This window comes from Streptomyces sp. NPDC004327 (genome assembly GCF_042873935.1).
Classification (GTDB): Bacteria; Actinomycetota; Actinomycetes; order Streptomycetales; family Streptomycetaceae; genus Streptomyces.
The window spans coordinates 281,180-300,335 of sequence record NZ_JBIAME010000010.1; the positions used below are offsets into that span (position 1 = coordinate 281,180).

Consider the following 19,156-nt stretch of genomic DNA (forward strand, 5'->3'; position numbering starts at 1 on the left):
AGCATGATCGGATCCAATATTCGTATCCAATACGCAATATCCACGGACCTCGACACCGTCACCGACCTCCACGCGGAGGCCCGCGCGACCTACTACCGCGGCCACATCCCGGACGCCGCGTTCGAGGGCCCCGAGGAGCTGGCCCGCTCCCGCGCGGGTTGGGCGGGAGCGATCGACGCGGGCCGCGTACTGGTGGCCCGTACCGGCGGCACCGGTGGATCGGACCGCACCGGTGGATCGGACGGTGCCGGTGGCTCTGGCGGCTCCGGCGGCTCTGGCGGTGAGATCGTCGGCATCGCCGCGTACGGGATCCGCGACGGGATCATGACCCTCAGCCAGCTCCACGTCCGCCCCGCCCACTGGCGCGCGGGCATCGGCACCGCGCTCCACACGGCGTGCACCGAGGCCTGGCGCGCGGCCGGCGTCACCACCGCCCGCCTGGAGGTGTACGAGCACAACCGGCGCGCCCAGTCCTTCTACGCCGCCCACGGCTGGACCCCGGACCCCGACACCCCCCGCTCCGGCGCCCACCTCGTGCTCCGGCTCACACTCGCGGCCGGGACGGAATGAATCCGGCGGGCCGGGACGTTCCCGTCACGGAACACCCCGCCCGCACCGTCGTCCACCGTCCAGGAGAGAACACCACCATGCGCGTCGAGATCTGGAGCGACATCGCCTGCCCCTGGTGCTACATAGGCAAGGCCCGCTTCGAGAAGGGCCTGGCGGCCTTCGCCCACCGCGACGAGATCGAGGTCGTGCACCGCTCCTTCGAGCTCGACCCGCACCGGGCCAAGGGCGACACCGCGCTGGTCCTGGACATGCTGGCGCAGAAGTACGGGCGCACGCTCGACGAGGCCCGCGCCATGGAGGCGCACGTGGCCTCCAACGCTCAGGCCGAGGGCCTCGGCTACCGCGCCGAGGGCCGCGACCACGGCAACACCTTCGACATCCACCGCCTGCTGCACCTGGCCAAGGACCGCGGCCTGCAGAACGAGCTCCTGGACCTCGCCTACCGCGCCAACTTCGCCGAGGAGCGCTCCGTCTTCGACCCGGAGACCCTGGTGGCGCTCGCCGTCGAGGCCGGTCTCGACGAGGCCGAAGTGCGCGCGGTGCTCGCCGACGAGAGCGCGTACGCCGACGCCGTCCGGGCCGACGAGGCCGAGGCGGCCGAACTGGGCGCGAACGGCGTGCCGTTCTTCGTCCTCGACCGCAAGTACGGCGTCTCCGGCGGCCAGCCCGCCGAGGTCTTCACCCAGGCCCTGGAGCAGGCGTGGGCCGGCCGTGCCCTGCAGCCGGTCGGCGGCGACGCGGCCGCCTGTGACGTCGACGGCGGCAACTGCTGAGCCACGCGCTCCAGCAGCACGGAGGCGCGGCACGGACAAGCGGCGCGGACAGGTGGCGCGGACAAGCGGCGCGGATGAGCAGCACCGCCGAGCAGCGCGGATAAGCAGGGCTTGGGGATTCCCCATGATCGTCGCCAATTGACGTGAGATCGTGGGGAATCCAGGCTGAGGCCATGGAATCCCTGGAGAGCACCGACGTCCTGGCCCCGCTCGGCGGCGCCGAGTTCGCGCCCACGCGGACCTATCTCAACACCTCCGCCTGCGGGCTGCTGCCCCGCCGCACGATCGAGGCCGTCACCCTCCTCGCCGAGGAGACCGCGGCCGGCCGCGCCGACGGCGCCGGCAGCTTCGACATCGTCGACGAGGCCCGCGCCGCCTTCGCCCGGCTCGCGCACGTCACGCCCGAGCGGGTCGCGATCGGCAGCTCGGTCTCCGTCCACGTCGGCATGGTGGCGCAGTCCATGCCGGCCGGGGCGGAGATCCTGTTCCCGGAGGACGAGTTCTCCTCCGTCATCACCCCGTTCACGATCCGCGGCGACCTCAAGACCCGCTTCGTGCCCCTGGAGCGGCTCGCCGACTCCGTCCGGCCCGAGACCTCGCTCGTCGCCTTCTCCGCCGTGCAGTCCAAGGACGGCCGCACCGCAGACTTCGCCGCGATCCGCGCCGCCACGGCCGCGCACGGCGCCCGCACCCTCTTCGACGCCACCCAGTCGGCCGGCTGGCTGCCGATGCGCGCGGGGGAGTGGGACTTCACCGTCGCCGGCGGCTACAAGTACCTGCTCTGCCCGCGCGGGGCCTCCTTCCTCACCGTCACCGAGGAGGCGCAGGACGCGCTGCTGCCGATCCACGCGGGCTGGGTCACCGGCGAGGAGCGCTGGGTCAACAGCTACGGCCCGGTGCGCGAACTGGCCCGCTCGGCCAAGCGGTTCGACGAGCCCGCGGCCTTCATGTCGTACCACGGGGCGGCGCAGTCGCTGGCCCTGCTCGAAGAGATCGGCATCGAGCGCATCGAGGCCCACAACAAGGCCCTCGCCGCCCGCTTCCGCGCCGGGCTCACCGCGCTCGGCCACACCCCGGTCGCGGACGACTCGACGGTCGTCGGCGTCCCCGGCCTCGGTGACCGCGCCGAGGCGCTCCGCGACGCCGGCGTGCTGCTCTCGGCCCGCGCGGGCAATCTGCGGGCCTCGTTCCACCTCTACAACTCGGCGGGCGACGTCGACCGGGCCCTGGAGGTCATCGCTGCCTAGGGTCTGGGCCTCTCCCGGGGCCGGCTAGGACCTGTCCGGGCCCGCGCAGTCGCCCGCCTCGCGGCACAGGTTCTCCTCCAGGCGGGCGAGCAGCCGGGTGAGGCCGGCGCGCTCGGCGGGGTCGAGGCCGGTCAGGGAGTGCTCCTCCAGGTCGCGCCAGACGCCCTCGACGGCGGTACGCAGCTCCTCGCCCTTCTCCGTCGGCTCGACGAGCACGGCCCGGCGGTCGTCGGGGTCGGGCCGGCGCTGGACGAAGCCGCACTGCTCCAGGCGCTGGAGCATCTTGGTGACCGTGGACGGGTCGAGCCCGAGCCGGTCGATCAGCACGGACTGGCGGACCGGCCCGCAGTCCCACAGCGCCATCATCAGGAACTCCTGCCCCGGGTGCAGCCCCAGCTCCTTGAGCAGCCGGCCGGCCGCGATCCGGTGCAGCCGGGCCACCCGGGACAGGGCGTGGCTGACCGGGCCGCCGCGGGCGGCGGACGGCAGGCGGTCCGCCGGGACGGTACAGGCGGGGTCGGTTCCGGGCATGTTCGGCTCCTCGGGCGTGTTCTCTCCTCCAGAGAATATCTTGGCTAGCCAAACAATGCGCTACAGTGACTTCCGCGGAGATAGTTGGCCGACCAATGTAATGAGATGGTTGGTCGACCACATACCTGCCCCGACTGCCCCCGCCCGCTCCGGAAGGACCGCCATGACCACCGCCTTCGACGCCGTCGACCTCGCCGGCACCCGCCTCGCCAACCGCATCGCCATGGCCCCCATGACCCGCAGCCGGGCCGAGACCGCGGGCCGCGTCCCCACCCCGCTGGTCGCCGAGTACTACGCGCAGCGCGCCACCGCCGGCCTGATCATCACCGAGGGCATCCAGCCCACCGCCGTCGGCCAGGGCTACCCCGACACCCCCGGCCTGCACAGCGCCGAGCAGATCGCCGCCTGGCGCGAGGTCACCGACGCCGTCCACGCGCGCGGCGGCAGGATCTTCGCCCAGCTGATGCACGCCGGCCGGATCGGCCACCCCGACGTCCTCGGCAACGGTCTGCACCCCGTCGGCCCCTCCGCCGTCGCGCCGTCCGGACAGCTCTTCGCCGGCCCCGGCATGAAGGACTTCCTCGCCCCGCGCGAACTCACCGTCGACGAGATCCACGAGACGATCGAGGGCTACGCCCAGGCCGCCCGCAACGCCGTCGAGGCCGGCTTCGACGGCGTCGAGATCCACGGCGCCAACGGCTACCTGGTCCACCAGTTCCTCGCCGACAACGCCAACCGGCGCACCGACGAGTGGGGCGGCTCCGTCGAGAACCGCATCCGCTTCGCCGTCGAGGTCGCCAAGGCCGTCGCCGCCGCCGTCGGCCCCGAGCGCACCGGCCTGCGGATCTCCCCGGCCAACACCTACAACGACATCGCCGAGACCGACACCGACGAGCTCTACCCGGTCCTCGTCGCCGCCATCGAGCCCCTCGGCCTCGCGTACCTGCACGTCACCGAGCCCACGGCCGGGGTCCGCGAACTCACCCTCGCCCTGCGCAAGGCGTTCACCGGCACCTTCATCCTCAACCCGGCCACCGAGGGCCCGACCGGCCCCGACGCCCTCGCCCTGATCGAGGACGGCACCGCCGACCTCGTCGCCTTCGGCGCGCTCTTCCTCGCCAACCCGGACCTCCCGGCCCGCCTCCAGGCCGGCGGCCCGTTCAACACCCCGGACCCCGCCACCTTCTTCGGCGGCGACCACCGCGGCTACACCGACTACCCGTCGCTGTAAGCGGGGCGGCGGATCCCGGATCCCGGATCCCGGATCCCGGATCCCGGATCCATGGTGCAGGTCCTGGTTCCCGGCTCCTGGATCCCGGATGCTGGATCCAAGGTCCCGGATCCCGGCTCCCGGATCCAAGGTCCAGGATCCTGGCTCCGGGTTCCTGGAAGACATTGGATCCTGGCTCCAAGAACTCGGATCCAAGATCCACGAACCACGATCCGCACCATGGATCCAATGTCCGAGATCCTGGATCCCGGACATTGGATCCAACCGCATGGGCCGCGAAGCCCTACCGCCCCCACGCCTCCGTCACCGCGCGGCGCGCACCCTCCAGGTCCACCGGGCGGCCCGTCTCCGCGAGCGCCGCGCCCAGCGCCGCAATCGAGGACTGCACCGCGCCCGGGGTGGCGTCCACCCCGTAGTGGTTCACCCGGATCATCTCCTTCGCCAGCGCCCCGCCACCCGCGATCAGCGGCAGCGACGGGTCGGCGGCGAGCGCCTTCGCCACCAGTTCCGAGGCGTCCACCCCGGCCGGCGCGCGCAGCGTCGTCGCGACCGGAGCCGCGTCCGCCGCCTCGTACACGTACGGCTCGATCCCGCCGCCCAGCGCCAGCGCGCCCGCGCGGGTCGCCGCCGCGGCCGCCGCGTGCCGGGCCATCAGAGCGTCAAGGCCCTCGGCCTCGATGCGGTCCAGGCACGCCTCCAGGGCCAGCATCTCCAGCTGCGCCGGAGCGTGCAGCAGCGCCTTGCGGCCGCCGTCGATCCACCGCTCCTTCCAGTCGAGGAGGGAGAGGTACGAGCGGCGCGGCGCCGCCGGGTTCGCGGCGAAGCGCTCCCAGGCCCGCGCGCTCACCGACACCGCGGAGACGCCGGCCGGGCCGCCCATCGCCTTCTGCGCGCCGATGATGCACATGTCGACGCCCCACGCGTCCGGCGTCACCGGCTCGGCGCCGATCGACGCCACCGCGTCCAGGTAGAACAGCGCGCCGTGCGCCCGCACGACCTCGCCGATCTCCGCGACGGGATTGGTGTTGCCGGTCGCCGCCTCCGCGTGCACGAGCGACACGAAGTCGATCTCCGGGTGCTCCTCGAAGGCGCGCGCCACCTGCTCCGCGGTCACCGCCGCGTGGAACGGCACCTCCAGGTCGACGACCGTGGCGCCGCAGTCGCGCAGCCAGTTGCCGAAGGTCTGTCCGTACGGGCCGGTGACGATGTTCAGCGCCGTCGAGCCCGCCCGGGCCCCGCTGCGGATGCAGCCCTCCAGCGGCAGCAGCGCCTCGCCCTGGGTGATCACCACGTCCTGCTCGGTGGAGAGCAGCGCGGCGACCCGGCGTTCGATCGAGGCGAAGTGCGCGGCGGTCAGCGGGGCCAGGTCCAGGAGCGGGTGTGTCACGGTCACGGCGGTGCCTTCTTCGGTGTCGAATGCGTGTCGCATACATCGGGGTGGAGCTCGTGCCAGCGTAAGCGCTCGGTGCCGTGCGCGTGACGGCTGTGACAGCGGTGTCCGGAGCGTGTCACAGGGCTCGCACCGCCGGGTCCGGACGCTTCCGCCGGAGCCCCGCCGGTGGGATGTTGCGGGCCGGAGCGGCCGTGGGAGGCCGCCGGGACGAAACGGGGTGGACACCATGAACCGCAGAGCCGAGAGAGCCGAGAGAGCCGCGGGAGCCGAGCGGGCGGACGGATCCTCGCGAACCGCGCGAACCGTGCGAATCGCAGGAACCGGGCGGGTCGGCGCCGGCGGCCGAAGGCCGGGGCGCCGGGCGGCCGTTGCCGCGGCCGTGCTCGCCGTCGCCGCGCCGCTGACCCTCGGCGCCGCGGGCGACGCGGGCGCGGCCGGGCCGGCCGGCCCCGCCGCGGTGGTGCCGGTGGTCATGGACCACCCGATCGTCTTCGCCCGCTACAGCGCCGCGGCGCCCGTCGAGGACCTGTACGCGATCTCCCCGAGCGGCGGCGCGCCCGTCAAGCTCACCCACACGTCCACCGTCAGCGACGTGATGCCCAGCTGGTCCCCGGACGGCAAGCGGGTGGCGTTCCTCCGCTACGGCGCCGGTGGCGCGATCGACGGCATCTGGACGATGAAGAGCAACGGCACCGACCTGAAGTCCGTGCCCGGCACCAAGGGCGCCTCCGACCCGGCCTGGTCCCCGGACGGCACGCGGATCGCCTACGCCAGGCCTGTCGGCACCCAGCGCGAGATCTACGTCGCCGACACCGACGGCACGCCCGCCACCCGGCTCACCCACACCGCCGCCGACGAGTTCCACCCCTCCTGGTCCCCGGACGGCACCTCCCTCGCCTTCAACCGCGCCGACGCCTCCGGACACAGCAGGCTGATGCGGATCAAACTGTCCACCCTGGCCCAGACGCCGGTCACCCTGGCCGGCTCCCACGACTGGGCGCCCGACTGGTCGCGCGGCAACCGGATCGTCTTCAGCCGCGTGGACGCCACCGGCTTCGCGCACCTCTACGTCGTCCGCCCCGACGGCGGGGGACTGCATCGCATCACCTCGGCCCGCGCCAACGACAAGAACCCCTCCTGGTCGCCGGACGGCAGGCGGCTGGTCTTCACCCGGGGCGGCACCGACGACGCGGATCCCGAGCACCTCTTCCTGGTACGGGCCGACGGCACCGGGCTCACCCAGCTCACCCACGCCGCCACCCACGACCTGGAAGCCGACTGGCGCCCGTAGGGCGGCCCGGCGGCGTGACGAAGACCGCCGCCCGGGCCCCGGGCGGCGGCTCGTAGAGTGCGGGTATGAGCGATCACGTGGTGCTGCATGTGAAGGGGCGGGTGCTCGTCGGCCCGGAGGACGTACGGGACGAACTGTGGTGCGTCGACGGGCGGATCACCTTCGAGCGGCCGGCCGGGGAGACGCTGACCGTCGAGGGCTGGGCGCTGCCCGGACTGGTCGACGCACACTGCCACGTCGGGCTCGACAAGCACGGGCCGGTCGACGAGGGCGAGGCCGAGAAGCAGGCGCTGACCGACCGGGACGCCGGCACGCTCCTGATCCGCGACGCCGGCTCGCCGTCCGACACCCGCTGGATCGACGAGCGCGAGGACCTGCCGAAGATCATCCGCGCGGGCCGGCACATCGCCCGCACCCGCCGCTACATCCGCAACTACGCCCACGAGATCGAGCCCGACGAGCTCGTCGCGTACGTCGGCCGCGAGGCCCGGCGCGGTGACGGCTGGGTCAAGCTGGTCGGAGACTGGATCGACCGCGGGCTCGGTGACCTGGCCCCGTCCTGGCCGCGCCCCGAGGTCGAGGCCGCCATCGCCGAGGCCCACCGGCTCGGCGCCCGCGTCACCGCGCACTGCTTCGCCGAGGACTCGCTGCGCGACCTCGTCGAGGCGGGCATCGACTGCGTCGAGCACGCCACCGGGCTCACCGAGGAGACCATCCCGCTCTTCGCCGAGCGCGGCGTCGCCATCGTGCCCACGCTCGTCAACATCGCCACCTTCCCGCACCTCGCGGACGGCGGCCAGGAGAAGTTCCCGCGCTGGTCGGCCCACATGCGCCGGCTGTACGAGCGCCGGTACGACACCGTCCGCGCCGCCTGGGACGCGGGCGTCCCGGTCTTCGTCGGCACCGACGCGGGCGGCTCGCTGCCGCACGGCCTGGTCGCCGCCGAGGTCGAGGAGCTGACGAAGGCCGGCATTCCCGCGCTCGACGCCCTCTCCGCCACCACCTGGCACGCCCGCGCCTGGCTCGGCCGCCCCGCCCTGGAGGAGGGCGCCCCGGCCGACCTCGTCGTCTACGGCGAGGACCCGCGCGCCGACGTCCGCGTCCTGGCGGCGCCGCGCCGGGTGGTGGTGAACGGCCGCGTGATCGCCTAGCCGGCTCCTCGTGAAGAGGGCCAGCCGCGCCCTCTTCAACGGCCGTGTGATCGCCTGGCTAGCTCCTCGTGAAGAAGGCCAGCCGGGCCTTCTTCTCCGGAATGAAGACCTCCGGCAGGTCCACCTCCGGCAGCGTGATCTCCGGGCCGAGCTCGAAGCCGGTCCGGGCCAGCCGGGCGAGCACCTTCTCGTTGGCGGCGTCCGGCTCGCCGACGATCCGGGTGCGCCCGGTCAGCGCGAAATCGAGAAGCACCGTGAGCAGCCCCTCGGTGAAGCCCCGTTCCGGCGCGGCCGTGGGCGCGACGAACAGGTGCACGCCGATGTCGCCGGGGCGGGCCTCGTAGCACTCGGAGATCCGGTCGGCCTCGGGGTCGTACGTCTGGAAGACGGCCACCGGCTCGCCGTCGCGGTGGACGAGGAAGCCGTGGTGGGTGGTGAGCGAGTCCAGGTGCGCGTAGATGTCCCGCACCTGCTCGACGGTCGTGCCGTGCATGCCCCAGAAGCGGGCGCGCTCCTCGTTCACCCAGCGGTGGACGAGCGGCGCGTCGGCGTCCGGGTCGATGCGGTCGACGCGGACGGTGCCGAAGCCCTCGACGTGCTGTAGGTGCGCGGTCCGCGGGTGCTCAGTCCTGCTCAAGGTCTTCCCTCACAAGGTCGTTCCAGTCGGTGATGACGGGGGCGAGTTCGCCCCGCAGCCACAGGGGCAGCTGGTCGCGGTGGTGCGGGTCGCCGGGCACGCCGGAGGCGCCGAACGGCACGATCCACCGGCTGCGCTCGCGGTCCGCGAGGTCCCACACGTAGCGGGCGGCGGACGCGCGGGCGCTGCGGTCGGTGTAGCCGGGCACGCTGGAGGTGGAGAGCACGCAGTCGTGGTCGCCGCCGAGCCCCGGCCACTGCTCGTCGTCCGGGTCCGGCAGCGCCTGCCAGGGCGCGAGCCGGTGCGTGACGCCCCACGCGGGCGGCGCGTCCCCGGCGGCGACCTCCTCCAGCGCCGCCCCTACGATTCCGGCCACGTCCGCGTCCGGTACGGGCCCGGTGACGAGCAGCGTCTCCAGGGCGAGGCCCACCCGCGCGCCGAGCGCCAGCCACGGCCGGAACAGCGCGGGGTACGGGGCCGGTTCGCGCAGTTCCGCGAACGCCGGGTGCGCGGCCAGGCGCCGTACGACCGCCCCGCGCACCGCCGCGTAGAGCCCGGCGTCCGTGCTGTCGGCGGCCATCCGCCGGTCCCAGGCGAGGAGCGTGGCGCGCACCCGGCGGGCGGCGGGGGAGAGGGCGGACCCGTCCGCGGCACGGACCCGGTCCAGGAGCCGGCGGGCCGACGGGTTGTCGGTGTCGGCGTGCACGGCGGCCATCGCGTCCGGCGTCCAGGCGTCCGAGGCGCCGAGGAGCGCGGCGATGCGCTCGGCCCGGTGCGGTGGCGCGAACTCGACGCCGAGCGGCGCGGCGAGCCCGCGCGCGTTGGCCATCACCGCGTGCCCGTCGACGGCGGCCCGGGGCATGGCGGCGGCCCGGCCGGTCCAGGCGTGCGCGGCCTCCCACGCGGGCACCACCCGCAGGACGTTGGCCCGGTCCCGTACCGGCACGTGCCCGGCCACCCGGTGCAGCAGGCCGCCGTCGGCGTCGGCGGCCTGCACGACGTTCACCGGCTCGACCCAGCGGTCGAGCGCCCGGTCGACGTCGGCGACGGTCCGCGCCCGCAGCAGCGCCGGCAGCACGGAGAAGCCCAGCTCGCCGGTGACGCGGGGCGGGTAGCGCAGGCTGACGGCCTCCCACTCGTGGACGACGGCGGAGTCGGAGCCGGTCGCCTGTCCGGGGCCGGCGGCCCGCTCGGCACCGATCGCCTGCTCGGCGTCCGGGGCCGAGACGCGGCCCGCCGTGCCGCTGCCCGTTCCCGTCCCGCCTGTTCCCGTGCCACCCGTTCTCGTCCCGCCTGTTCCCGTGCCGACGCCTGTTCCCGTGCCGACGCCTGTTCCCGTGCCGACGGCCGTTCCCGTGCCGACGGCCGTTCCCGTGCCGACGGTCGTCCCCGCGCCGGAGCCCCCACTCCGGCCGTCCGCAGTCCCCGCGCCGGAGCCCCCACTCCGGCCGTCCGCGCCGATGATCACCGGGCCACGGGCCGTCTCGATCACCTCGATCACCTCGGACGCCTCCGTCACGGCAGGCCCGGTGGTGTCGCCGATCCGGATCGTCTCGGTGTGGGCGGTGGCCGGTTCCCAGCCGTCCGGGCCGAGGGCCTCGACGCGGCCGTCGGCCAGGCGGCGCAGGTGCTCGCGGTAGAGGTCCTGGTAGTCGGCCATGGCGTTGGTGATGGCCCAGGCGACCCGGCCGGCGTGGCCGAAGTGGGCGAGGCCGGGGACGCCGGGGACGGCGAGGCCGAGGACGTCGTAGTCGGGGCAGGCGAGGCGGATCTGCTGGTAGACGCCGGGTGCCTCGATGAACCGGTGCGGGTCGCCGGCCACGAGCGGCGCGCCGCTCGCCGTACGGGCGCCGGAGACGAGCCAGCCGTTGGAGCCGGCCGTGCCGGGGCCGTCCGATGCGAACAGCTCGGTCCACCGCTCGCCGAGGCGCCGGGCGACCTCCTCGCGCCACAGCTTGGTGGGGAAGCCGGCGAAGAGGATGTGGGTGGAGAGCCAGACGGCGAGCGGCGTCCACGGTTCCCAGCGGCCGGGCGCGAGCCCCGTCGCCGCGAACTCGGGTGCCCGCCCGGCCCCTTCGGTCAGACCCTCGTTGACCCCGGCCACGTACGCCCGCACCCACGCGGCCGTCTCCGCGTCGAGCCGGTCGTGGCAGCGGCGCGCGGTGTCGGTGAGCCGGGCCTGCCGGGCGAAGGTGTCCCAGCCGGTCTCGGCCGCGCCGAGGAACTCCGCGGTGGTGCCCTGGGCCCGGTGCCGCTCGACCTCCAGCTGCCAGGCCCGGTCGAGGGCGGTGACCCGCCCCTGGGCGCGGGCGAGTTCGCGCGGTCCGGCGGCGCGCAGATGCGGGACGCCGTACGCGTCCCGGAAGACCTCGATGCTCACTGCGCTCCCGCACTCCCCATGCTCGGTTAGGTTAGCCTGCCCTAAATTAACCTATCAGGGGTGCGGCAGGGTGCCGTGCGGGGCGTTGACGATTCGTTACTCCGGCCCGGCATGGGTCGTTGTTGCTCTTCGGTCGCGCGCGCCCCGGAGCCCGCCCGCGCCGTGACGCGCGGGGCTCGTGGCGGCGTCCGTGTCGTTTTCATTCGAAAATGAGCACGGAAACCACCCTTTGGAGTGAACTCACGCCAGGTGTCTGCCAGTTCACCCACAGTGCGTAAAGATTCCGGTGTCTCAAGTCGCCGGAGCCGCAACGACCCACAGTCCCCGTGGCGAGCGGCCGGCGACGCCATGTCTCTTGTGGGGGTTCCACCGTTTTGAACAGCAACACCTTCCGCCTGCCCGCACGCCGGCCGGCGCACCGTCCCGTGCGCCGCTCCGCCGCCGCGGCCACCGTCGCCGCCCTCGCCGTGGGGCCCCTGGTCCTCGCCGCGCCGGCCGCCCACGCCGACGGGGCCGAGAGCGGCGAAGGCCACGCCACCGCCGTCGTCCTGCGCACCACCCTCGACGTCGACCTGCTCGGCAAGACGGTGAGCGTGCCCGTGCGCGCCTCCCTCAACGAGGTCGAGGCCCCGGCCAGCGCCGAGAAGACCGCGCTCAGCGTGAAGGTGCAGGGCGCGGAGGACGGCGACCCCGTCGACATCCTGAAGGCGGACGTCGCCACCTCCGAGGCGACCGTGGAGGGCGGCACGGCCAAGGGCTACGTCAACCTCGCCAAGGCCCGGATCCACGTGCCCGGGCTCCCGCTGCTCTCCCTGATCGAGCTGGAGAAGGTCACCTCCAAGGCCGTCTGCGAGGCCGGCAAGCGCCCGGTCGCGGAGTCCAACCTGCTCGGCCACGTCACCGTGCTCGGCAAGAAGACCACCCTGTCCACCGGCGGCCGGACCAAGGTCAGTGTCCCGGGCGTCGGCGACGTCGTCCTCGACCTCTCCCGCACGTCGACCACCTCCAGGACCGCCGCCGCGACCGCGCTCGAACTGTCCGTGCAGGTCAACCCGCTCAAGCTCGGCGTCGCCGAGGTCAAGGGCAAGGTCACCCTCGCCGAGGCCACCTGTGCCACCCCGGCCGGCACCGAGCCGAGCCACCAGCCGAGCGAGCAGCCCTCGCACCAGCCCAGCGGGCAGCCCTCGCACCAGCCGTCCGGGCGGCCCAGCCACGACACCGGCGTGACGACGCAGAACGGCGGCACCACCCCGACCCAGAACCTCGCCGAGACCGGCGGCAGCTCCATGACGCCGTACCTGGCCGGCGGCGCCGTGCTGCTGCTCGGCGTGGGCGGCGGCGCGCTCGTCCTCGCGCGCGGCCGGGCCCGCGCCCGCGGCTGACCGGTCCGAGGGGGAACAACGAGGGGACGGGCGAGGGGTGGTGCCGGCCCGGCACCACCCCTCACCCGCATCGCGGCATCAGCCGGCCGCGGGCCGGTCGCCGGGCCCTCAGCCCAGCAGCAACAGCGCCTGGTCCAGCGCCTGCAGGAACCGGTTCGTCGTCACCCGGTCCCGCACCGCGAGCCGCAGCCAGTGCCGGTCGAGCCCCGGGAACGTGTCCCCGCGCCGGGCCGCGAAACCGAGCGCCCGCAGATGCTCCCGTACCGCGTCCGCGCCCTCGATCCGCACCAGCACGAACGGACCCTCCGCCGCCTCGACGGCCCGCACCTCGTCGAACTCCGCCAGCCCCGCCAGCAGATGCGCCCGCTCCACGCCGATCCGGTGTGCCGCCTCCTCCGCCTCCGCGAGCGCCGCCCGCGACATGCACGCCTCCGCCGCCACCAGCGCGGGCGTCGACACCGGCCACAGCGGCTGGACGCGCTCGAGCGCGGCGATCGTCTCCGGCTCGGCCAGCACGTAGCCGATCCGCAGCCCCGCCAGACCCCAGGTCTTCGTCAGGCTCCGCAGCACCACCAGGCCCGGCACGTCCGTCCGAGAGGCCAGCGACTCCCGCTCGCCCGGCACCGCGTCCATGAACGCCTCGTCGACCACCAGCCACCGCCCGGGCCGGGCGAGCGAGGCGATCGCCGCCGCCGGGTGGAGCACGGACGTCGGGTTGGTCGGGTTGCCGATCACGACCAGATCCGCGTCCTCCGGCACCGCCGCCGGATCGAAACGGAAGCCGTCCCGCTCGCGCAGCAGCACCCGCTCCACCTCGTGCCCGGCGTCCCGCAGCGCCGCCTCCGGCTCCGTGAACTGCGGATGCACCACCACCGGCCGCCGCGCCGGCAGCGCCCGCGCGAGCAGCACGAACGCCTCCGCCGCGCCCGCCGTGAGCAGCACCCGACGGGCCGGCAGATCGTGCCGCTCGGCCACCGCGGCCCGCGCCACCCGCCCGTCGGGATAGGCCGCGAGTCCCGTCAGCGAGTCGGCGATCCGCTCCCGCAGCCAGGCCGGCGGGGTGTTCGTCCGGACGTTGACCGCGAGGTCGGTCAGCTTCTCGTCGCGCACCTCGGCGTCGCCGTGGTGTCTGAGGTCGTGCGTGTCAGCGGAACTGTCCGCGGAAGTGTGGATGTCCATGGCCGCCGTCGTGTGGGGGGAGGGGATGAAGGGTGGTGCGGGTGGGTGGCGCGTGTGGGGGAAGGGTGGAGCTCGTCAGCGATTTACCCGTGAGTATCGGGCAACAAGCGTGCGGCTGGGGAGACTTCGTTCGGACGAAATGGTGCGGATCGGGCAATGGCGCATGTCACACGCGTGCTCTTGCGCTTCGGCACCAGGAGAACCGCCGCGGGCGGCCCCGCCCCGCGCAGCGCCGCGGCCTCCGCCACCGACGCCGTTCCCGTCGCCGCCAGCGGCACCGCCGACGGATGCGGCACGTCCACCCCGGCCAGCTCCGCGCTCCCGAACGCCCGCACCGGCACCCCGAGCAGCGCGGCCGCCCCCGCGATCCCCGGCTCGCCCGCCCGCACGTCCAGCGTCGCCAGCGCCGTCACGTCCGCGCCCGACAGCCCCGCTTCCCGCAGCGCCGCCCCGACCAGAGCGAGCACCTCGCCCGCCGAGACACCGGACCGGGCGCCGACCCCGACGACCACCACGCCCGGCTCCCGCGGGCCGAGGTGCGGGAGAGAGGGCGCATCGGATAGCAAGGGCCCATGGCTGTAGTCGTCGCGCTCGGCGCGTTCCTCATGACGCTGTTCGGCGGCTGGACCGCCCAGCGCGTCACCGACCGCCGCCACCTCGTCCTCGGCCTCGCCGGCGGCCTCATGCTCGGCGTCGTCGGACTCGACCTGCTGCCGGAGGCCCTCGACGCCGCCGGCCGGAAGGTCTTCGGCGTTCCCCAGGCCCTGCTGCTCTTCGTCGGCGGCTTCCTCTTCGCCCATGTGGTGGAACGGCTCCTCGCCACCCGCCGCGCCGCCCACGGCGCCGAGGAAGGCGGCCGCGTCCCGCAGGTCGGCCTCACCGCCGCGGCCGCCATGGTGCTGCACAGCCTCATGGACGGCATCGCCCTCGGCGCCGCCTTCCAGGTCAGCGGCGGCATGGGCGCCACCGTCGCGATCGCCGTCATCACCCACGACTTCGCCGACGGCTTCAACACGTACACGATCACGACGCTCTACGGGAACGACCGCCGCAAGGCCCTCGCCATGCTCCTCGCCGACGCCCTCGCCCCGCTCCTCGGCGCGGGCCTCGCCACCCTGTTCACCCTCCCGGTGGAACTGCTCGGCAGCTATCTCGGCTTCTTCGGCGGCGCCCTGCTCTACCTCGCCGCCGCCGAGATCCTGCCCGAGGCCCACCACGAACACCCCGCCCGCACCACCCTGCTCTGCACGGTGGCGGGCGTCGCCTTCATCTGGCTCGTCGTGGGCCTCTCCGGCGGCTGAACTCACCGGCAGTGCGCCACGAACCGGGCGGCGACCTCCGGAGCCCCCGCCCAGTGCGTGTGCAGATAACTGGCGTGCACACCACCCTGTACGAAGCCCTCGACGCGCGTCTCCGGCTGCCGCAGCCCCCACGCCGGCCGGGCGCCCGCGCCCGGCTCGATCACCGTCCGGTGGAACTCGTGGCCCCGCATCCGCGTCCCGGCCGCGGCCAGCGCGCTGTCGCCCACCGCGACCGCGTCGCGGTACCCCAGCGTCAGCCGCGACGACATCCGCGCGTCGGCGTCCAGCACCCCGCACATCGGCCGCCCGTCGAGCGACCGCGCGAGATAGAGCAGCCCGGCGCACTCGGCGGCGACCGGCGCGCCCGACGCGGCGAGCCCGGCGACGGCCCCGCGCAGCGGCTCGTTCGCGGACAGCTGCTCCCCGTACACCTCGGGGAAGCCGCCGCCTATGACCAGCCCGGACGTGCCCTCGGGAAGCGCCTCGTCGCGCAGCGGGTCGAAGGTGACGACGTCGGCGCCCGCCGCGGTCAGCAGCTCGGTGTGCTCGGCGTACGAGAAGGTGAAGGCGGCCCCGCCGGCCACGGCGACCACCGGTCGGGCCGCGGGCGCGACCGGACCACCGGCGGACGGTGCGACGACATCGGCCGACCACGCCTCGTCCGGCAGGGGCGGCGCCGACCGCGCGAGCGCCAGCAGGCCCTCCAGGTCACACCCCTGCCGCACCTGCTCCGCCTGCGCCGCCACCGCGGCGACCGCCTGCGCCTGCCGCTCCGCCACCGGCACCAGACCCAGGTGCCGCGACGGCGTCTCCACCGCCGGCGCCCGCCGCAGCACGCCGAGCACCGGCACGCCCGACTCCTCCAGGGCCTCCCGCAGCAGCGCCTCGTGCCGGTCCGTCGCGACCTTGTTCAGGATCACCCCGCCGAGCCGCACCTCCGGGTCCCAGGACGCGAAGCCGTGCACGAGCGCGGCGACCGACCGGGACTGCGAGGAGGCGTCCACGACGAGGACGACCGGCGCCCGCAGCAGCTTCGCGACCTGCGCGGTGGACGCCAGTTCGCCCTGGCCCGCGGCCCCGTCGTACAGGCCCATCACGCCCTCGACGACCGCCAGGTCCGCCCCGCGCGCACCGTGCGCGAAGAGCGGCGCGACCAGCCCCGTACCGCACATGAACGCGTCCAGGTTGCGGCCCGGGCGGCCGGTGGCCAGCGCGTGGTAGCCCGGGTCGATGTAGTCCGGGCCGACCTTGTGCGGGGAGACCGCGAGACCACGGCCGGCGAACGCGGCCATCAGACCGGTCGCGACCGTGGTCTTGCCCGCGCCCGAGGACGGGGCGGCGATGACGAGACGTGCTACCACTCGATGCCCCGCTGGCCCTTCTGACCCGCGTCCATCGGGTGCTTCACCTTCGACATGTCCGTCACGAGGTCCGCGAAGTCCACCAGCTCCTGCGGGGCGTTGCGGCCGGTGATGACGACGTGCTGCTGCCCCGGACGGTTCGCCAGCACCTCGACGACCTCCTTGGTGTCGATCCAGCCCCAGTGCAGCAGGTACGCGAACTCGTCGAGGACGTAGAACCGGTACTTCTCCTCGGCCAGGTCCCGCTTGACCTGCTCCCAGCCCTCGCGCGCCTTCTCCTCGTGCGACTGCTCGCCCTCGGCGACCTCGCGCTGGATCCAGGACCAGCCCTCGCCCATCTTGTTCCAGACGACCGTGCCGCCCTTGCCGGTCTCGCCGAGCGCCTTCAGCGCGTTCTCCTCGCCGACCCGCCACTTCGCGGACTTGACGAACTGGAACACCCCGATCGGCCAGCCCTGGTTCCACGCGCGCAGCGCCATGCCGAACGCGGCGGTCGACTTACCCTTGCCGACCCCCGTGTGCACCATCACCAGCGCCCGGTTGCGGCGCTGACGGGTGGTGAGACCGTCGTCCGGAACGACGGTCGGCTGTCCCTTGGGCATTACGCGGCCCTCCTGGCGTCAGAGCGGTTGGCGGAGTGATTGCCTTGTACGGAACGGACGAGCCCGGCGATCGAGTCGGCGCGCAGCTCGTCCAGGGTGACGGCGGTGCCGCCGAGTTCACGGGCGAGGTTCCCGGCGAGACCGAGCCGCACCGGGCCCGACTCGCAGTCCACGACCACCGCGGCCGTACCGTCGGCGGCGTGCAGCCGCGCGGCCCGCGCCGCGAGCGCCACCGGGTCCGCGCCGCCACCGGTGGCCCGGCCGTCGGTCACGACGACGAGCAGCGGACGGCGCGAGGGATCGCGCAGCCGCTCCACGCGCAGCACGTCGTGCGCCTTGAGCAGCCCCGCGGACAGCGGCGTACGGCCGCCGGTGGGAAGCAGTTCGAGCCGGGCGGCGGCCGCGTCGACCGACGACGTGGGCGGCAGGGCGACCTCCGCGCCCTTGCCCCGGAAGGTCACCAGACCGACCTTGTCCCGCCGCTGGTACGCGTCGAGCAGCAGCGAAAGCACCGCGCCCTTCACCGCGCCCATCCGCTGCCGCGCCGCCATCGACCCGGACGCGTCCACGACGAACAGGACCAGATTGCCCTCCCGGCCCTCGCGGACTGCCTGCCGCAGATCGTCCCGGCGCACCACCAGCCCCCGGCCGGCGCGGCCGCGCGCCTTCTGGTGCGGGGCGGCGGCCTGCACGGTCGCGGCCAGGTGCAGCTTGGTCAGCGCGCCCTTGGGCCGGGTCGCGCCGGTGGTCCGACCGTGCTCGGTACGGGCCCGGGAACGGCGCCCGGCCGCGCCCTCGCCCAGTCCGGGCACGCTGAGCATCTTCGTACGGAAGGGCTCAGCGGCCTTCACGGCGGCGCGCTCGCCGGCGCCGGCGCCGGGGCCGGCGTTCTGCGGTGCGGGCGCGCCGTCCGGAGCACCGTCCGGAGTGCTGTCCGGCGCGGGAGCCGGGGACTCCTCGGACGCGGGCGCGTCGCCCTGCGGCGGAATCCCGCCCCCGCCCCCGCCGCCCCCGCCGGGACCTCCGTCGCCCGGACCGTCCGGCTCGGGCTCGTCATCGGGCTCGTCGTCGCCCTTGAACTGCTCAAGGGTCTCGTCGAGCTTGTCCTCGTCCAGGCCGGGCGCGTCGAAGGGTGCGCGCCGGCGACGGTGGGGGAGCGCGAGCAGCGCCGCCTGCCGTACGTCCTCGGAGGTGACCTCCGTCCGCCCCGCCCAGGCGGCGAGCGCGGTCGCCGTGCGCGCCATGACGATGTCGGCGCGCATGCCGTCCACCTCGAAGGCGGCGCACGTCGCGGCGATCTGGAGCAGGGCGGCATCGCCCAGCACCACCCGCGGCAGCAGCTCGCGCGCGGCGACGATCCGCTCCCCCAGCGCCGCCTCCTCGCCGGCCCAGCGGCCCACGAACCCGGCCGGGTCGTCCTCGAACGCCAGCCGCCGCCGCACGACCTCCACTCGCTGCTCCGGGTCGCGGGAGGCGGCCACCTCCACGGTCAGGCCGAACCGGTCGAGCAACTGCGGCCGCAGCTCGCCCTCTTCGGGGTTCATCGTGCCGACGAGCAGGAAGCGAGCGGCATGCCGCACGGAGACGCCCTCGCGCTCGACGTGCGACTGTCCCATGGCGGCCGCGTCGAGGAGAAGATCCACCAGGTGGTCGTGCAGGAGGTTGACCTCGTCGACGTACAGGATGCCGCGGTGAGCCTGCGCGAGTAGCCCCGGCTCGTAGGCCTTGACGCCCTCCGAGAGCGCCCGCTCGATGTCCAGTGCGCCGACGAGCCGGTCCTCGGACGCCCCGACCGGCAGCTCGACCAGGCGCGTCGGACGCGAGACGCCTGCCGCGGGCTCGTGCGGCCCGTCAGGGCATTCCGAGTCGGGCGCTTCCGGCGAGCACGAGAAGCGGCAGCCCGCCACGACGTCCATGGTGGGCAGCAGGGTGGAGAGGGCGCGTACGAGCGTCGACTTGGCTGTGCCCTTCTCACCTCGCACCAGCACACCGCCGATGCCGGGTGAGACGGCGTTGAGCAGCAGGCTCAGCCGCATGTCGTCCATGCCGACGACGGCGGTGAACGGATAGGGAACGGAGGCCATTAACCGATACCCCTTTCGAGGGAACTGCTGCGATCGAAAGTGT

17 protein-coding genes are annotated in these 19,156 nt (G+C 74.3%); 8 read left to right on the forward strand and 9 right to left on the reverse strand.

What is annotated here, in order from left to right; all coding sequences use genetic code 11:
- The first annotated feature begins 3 nt into the window (after window positions 1-3).
- The 3 genes from ACFYU9_RS31330 to ACFYU9_RS31340 all read left to right on the forward strand — a co-directional run bounded on the left by ACFYU9_RS31330 (window position 4) and on the right by ACFYU9_RS31340 (window position 2,590).
- Window positions 4-570: a GNAT family N-acetyltransferase gene (locus tag ACFYU9_RS31330; protein ID WP_389347000.1), complete on the forward strand. Its 567-nt coding sequence runs from the start codon at window positions 4-6 to the stop codon at window positions 568-570.
- A gap of 77 nt (window positions 571-647) precedes the next feature.
- Window positions 648-1,343: a DsbA family oxidoreductase gene (locus ACFYU9_RS31335; RefSeq protein WP_389216728.1), complete on the forward strand. Its 696-nt coding sequence runs from the start codon at window positions 648-650 to the stop codon at window positions 1,341-1,343.
- Window positions 1,344-1,516: 173 nt separating this feature from the next.
- Complete coding sequence (locus tag ACFYU9_RS31340; protein ID WP_389216731.1) at window positions 1,517-2,590, forward strand: aminotransferase class V-fold PLP-dependent enzyme; 1,074 nt, start codon at window positions 1,517-1,519, stop codon at window positions 2,588-2,590.
- Window positions 2,591-2,614: 24 nt separating this feature from the next.
- Here ACFYU9_RS31340 and ACFYU9_RS31345 read toward each other — a convergent pair whose 3' ends face one another.
- Window positions 2,615-3,121, reverse strand: coding sequence for a MarR family winged helix-turn-helix transcriptional regulator (locus ACFYU9_RS31345; protein WP_389216734.1), 507 nt, complete (start codon window positions 3,119-3,121; stop codon window positions 2,615-2,617).
- 163 nt (window positions 3,122-3,284) lie between these two features.
- On the opposite strand from ACFYU9_RS31345, the gene ACFYU9_RS31350 reads away from it, so the two are divergent.
- Window positions 3,285-4,352 carry an alkene reductase gene (locus tag ACFYU9_RS31350; protein ID WP_389347002.1) on the forward strand — a complete coding sequence of 356 codons (1,068 nt, stop codon included), beginning with the start codon at window positions 3,285-3,287 and terminating at the stop codon, window positions 4,350-4,352.
- Window positions 4,353-4,635: 283 nt separating this feature from the next.
- Here ACFYU9_RS31350 and ACFYU9_RS31355 read toward each other — a convergent pair whose 3' ends face one another.
- Window positions 4,636-5,739 (reverse strand): pyridoxal-phosphate-dependent aminotransferase family protein, encoded by a 1,104-nt coding sequence (locus ACFYU9_RS31355; RefSeq protein ID WP_389217020.1) that lies wholly within the window; start codon window positions 5,737-5,739, stop codon window positions 4,636-4,638.
- Window positions 5,740-6,049: 310 nt separating this feature from the next.
- On the opposite strand from ACFYU9_RS31355, the gene ACFYU9_RS31360 reads away from it, so the two are divergent.
- Together ACFYU9_RS31360 and ACFYU9_RS31365 are read left to right on the forward strand one after the other, a co-directional pair.
- Window positions 6,050-7,036, forward strand: coding sequence for a hypothetical protein (locus tag ACFYU9_RS31360; protein ID WP_389347004.1), 987 nt, complete (start codon window positions 6,050-6,052; stop codon window positions 7,034-7,036).
- Between the two features lie 65 nt (window positions 7,037-7,101).
- On the forward strand, window positions 7,102-8,187 hold the full coding sequence (locus tag ACFYU9_RS31365) for an amidohydrolase family protein (protein WP_389347006.1): 1,086 nt from the start codon (window positions 7,102-7,104) through the stop codon (window positions 8,185-8,187).
- Window positions 8,188-8,245: 58 nt separating this feature from the next.
- On the opposite strand, the gene ACFYU9_RS31370 is transcribed toward ACFYU9_RS31365, so the two are convergent.
- Together ACFYU9_RS31370 and ACFYU9_RS31375 are read right to left on the reverse strand one after the other, a co-directional pair.
- A complete protein-coding gene (locus ACFYU9_RS31370) occupies window positions 8,246-8,824 on the reverse strand; it encodes a GNAT family N-acetyltransferase (protein WP_389347008.1) in 579 nt (192 codons plus the stop codon).
- Window positions 8,811-11,204 carry a penicillin acylase family protein gene (locus tag ACFYU9_RS31375; protein WP_389347010.1) on the reverse strand — a complete coding sequence of 798 codons (2,394 nt, stop codon included), beginning with the start codon at window positions 11,202-11,204 and terminating at the stop codon, window positions 8,811-8,813. The genes ACFYU9_RS31370 and ACFYU9_RS31375 overlap by 14 nt, the downstream gene beginning before the upstream one ends.
- 374 nt (window positions 11,205-11,578) lie before the next feature.
- On the opposite strand from ACFYU9_RS31375, the gene ACFYU9_RS31380 reads away from it, so the two are divergent.
- The gene (locus tag ACFYU9_RS31380; protein WP_389216751.1) at window positions 11,579-12,586 is read left to right on the forward strand and encodes an SCO1860 family LAETG-anchored protein; all 1,008 of its coding nucleotides are present in this window, start codon (window positions 11,579-11,581) and stop codon (window positions 12,584-12,586) included.
- Between the two features lie 108 nt (window positions 12,587-12,694).
- Here ACFYU9_RS31380 and cobC read toward each other — a convergent pair whose 3' ends face one another.
- Both cobC and ACFYU9_RS31390 read right to left on the reverse strand, forming a co-directional pair.
- Window positions 12,695-13,765, reverse strand: a complete 1,071-nt coding sequence (gene cobC, locus ACFYU9_RS31385) for an Rv2231c family pyridoxal phosphate-dependent protein CobC (RefSeq protein ID WP_389347012.1) — start codon at window positions 13,763-13,765, stop codon at window positions 12,695-12,697.
- Window positions 13,766-13,848: 83 nt separating this feature from the next.
- On the reverse strand, window positions 13,849-14,280 hold the full coding sequence (locus ACFYU9_RS31390) for a cobalamin biosynthesis protein (protein WP_389347014.1): 432 nt from the start codon (window positions 14,278-14,280) through the stop codon (window positions 13,849-13,851).
- A gap of 57 nt (window positions 14,281-14,337) precedes the next feature.
- Here ACFYU9_RS31390 and ACFYU9_RS31395 point away from each other — a divergent pair, with 57 nt between their 5' ends.
- Window positions 14,338-15,066, forward strand: coding sequence for a ZIP family metal transporter (locus tag ACFYU9_RS31395; protein WP_389216760.1), 729 nt, complete (start codon window positions 14,338-14,340; stop codon window positions 15,064-15,066).
- A 2-nt stretch (window positions 15,067-15,068) separates the two neighbouring features.
- Here the strand turns inward: ACFYU9_RS31395 and ACFYU9_RS31400 are convergent, their stop codons facing one another.
- Genes ACFYU9_RS31400 through ACFYU9_RS31410 form a run of 3 tightly spaced genes read right to left on the reverse strand, consistent with a single transcriptional unit; the run spans window position 15,069 to window position 19,113 of the window.
- Window positions 15,069-16,427: a cobyrinate a,c-diamide synthase gene (locus ACFYU9_RS31400; RefSeq protein ID WP_389347017.1), complete on the reverse strand. Its 1,359-nt coding sequence runs from the start codon at window positions 16,425-16,427 to the stop codon at window positions 15,069-15,071.
- A complete protein-coding gene (gene cobO / locus ACFYU9_RS31405; protein ID WP_389216766.1) occupies window positions 16,421-17,029 on the reverse strand; it encodes a cob(I)yrinic acid a,c-diamide adenosyltransferase in 609 nt (202 codons plus the stop codon). The genes ACFYU9_RS31400 and cobO overlap by 7 nt, the downstream gene beginning before the upstream one ends.
- Window positions 17,029-19,113, reverse strand: coding sequence for a putative cobaltochelatase (locus ACFYU9_RS31410; protein ID WP_389347019.1), 2,085 nt, complete (start codon window positions 19,111-19,113; stop codon window positions 17,029-17,031). The genes cobO and ACFYU9_RS31410 overlap by 1 nt, the downstream gene beginning before the upstream one ends.
- Between the last annotated feature and the right edge of the window lie 43 nt (window positions 19,114-19,156).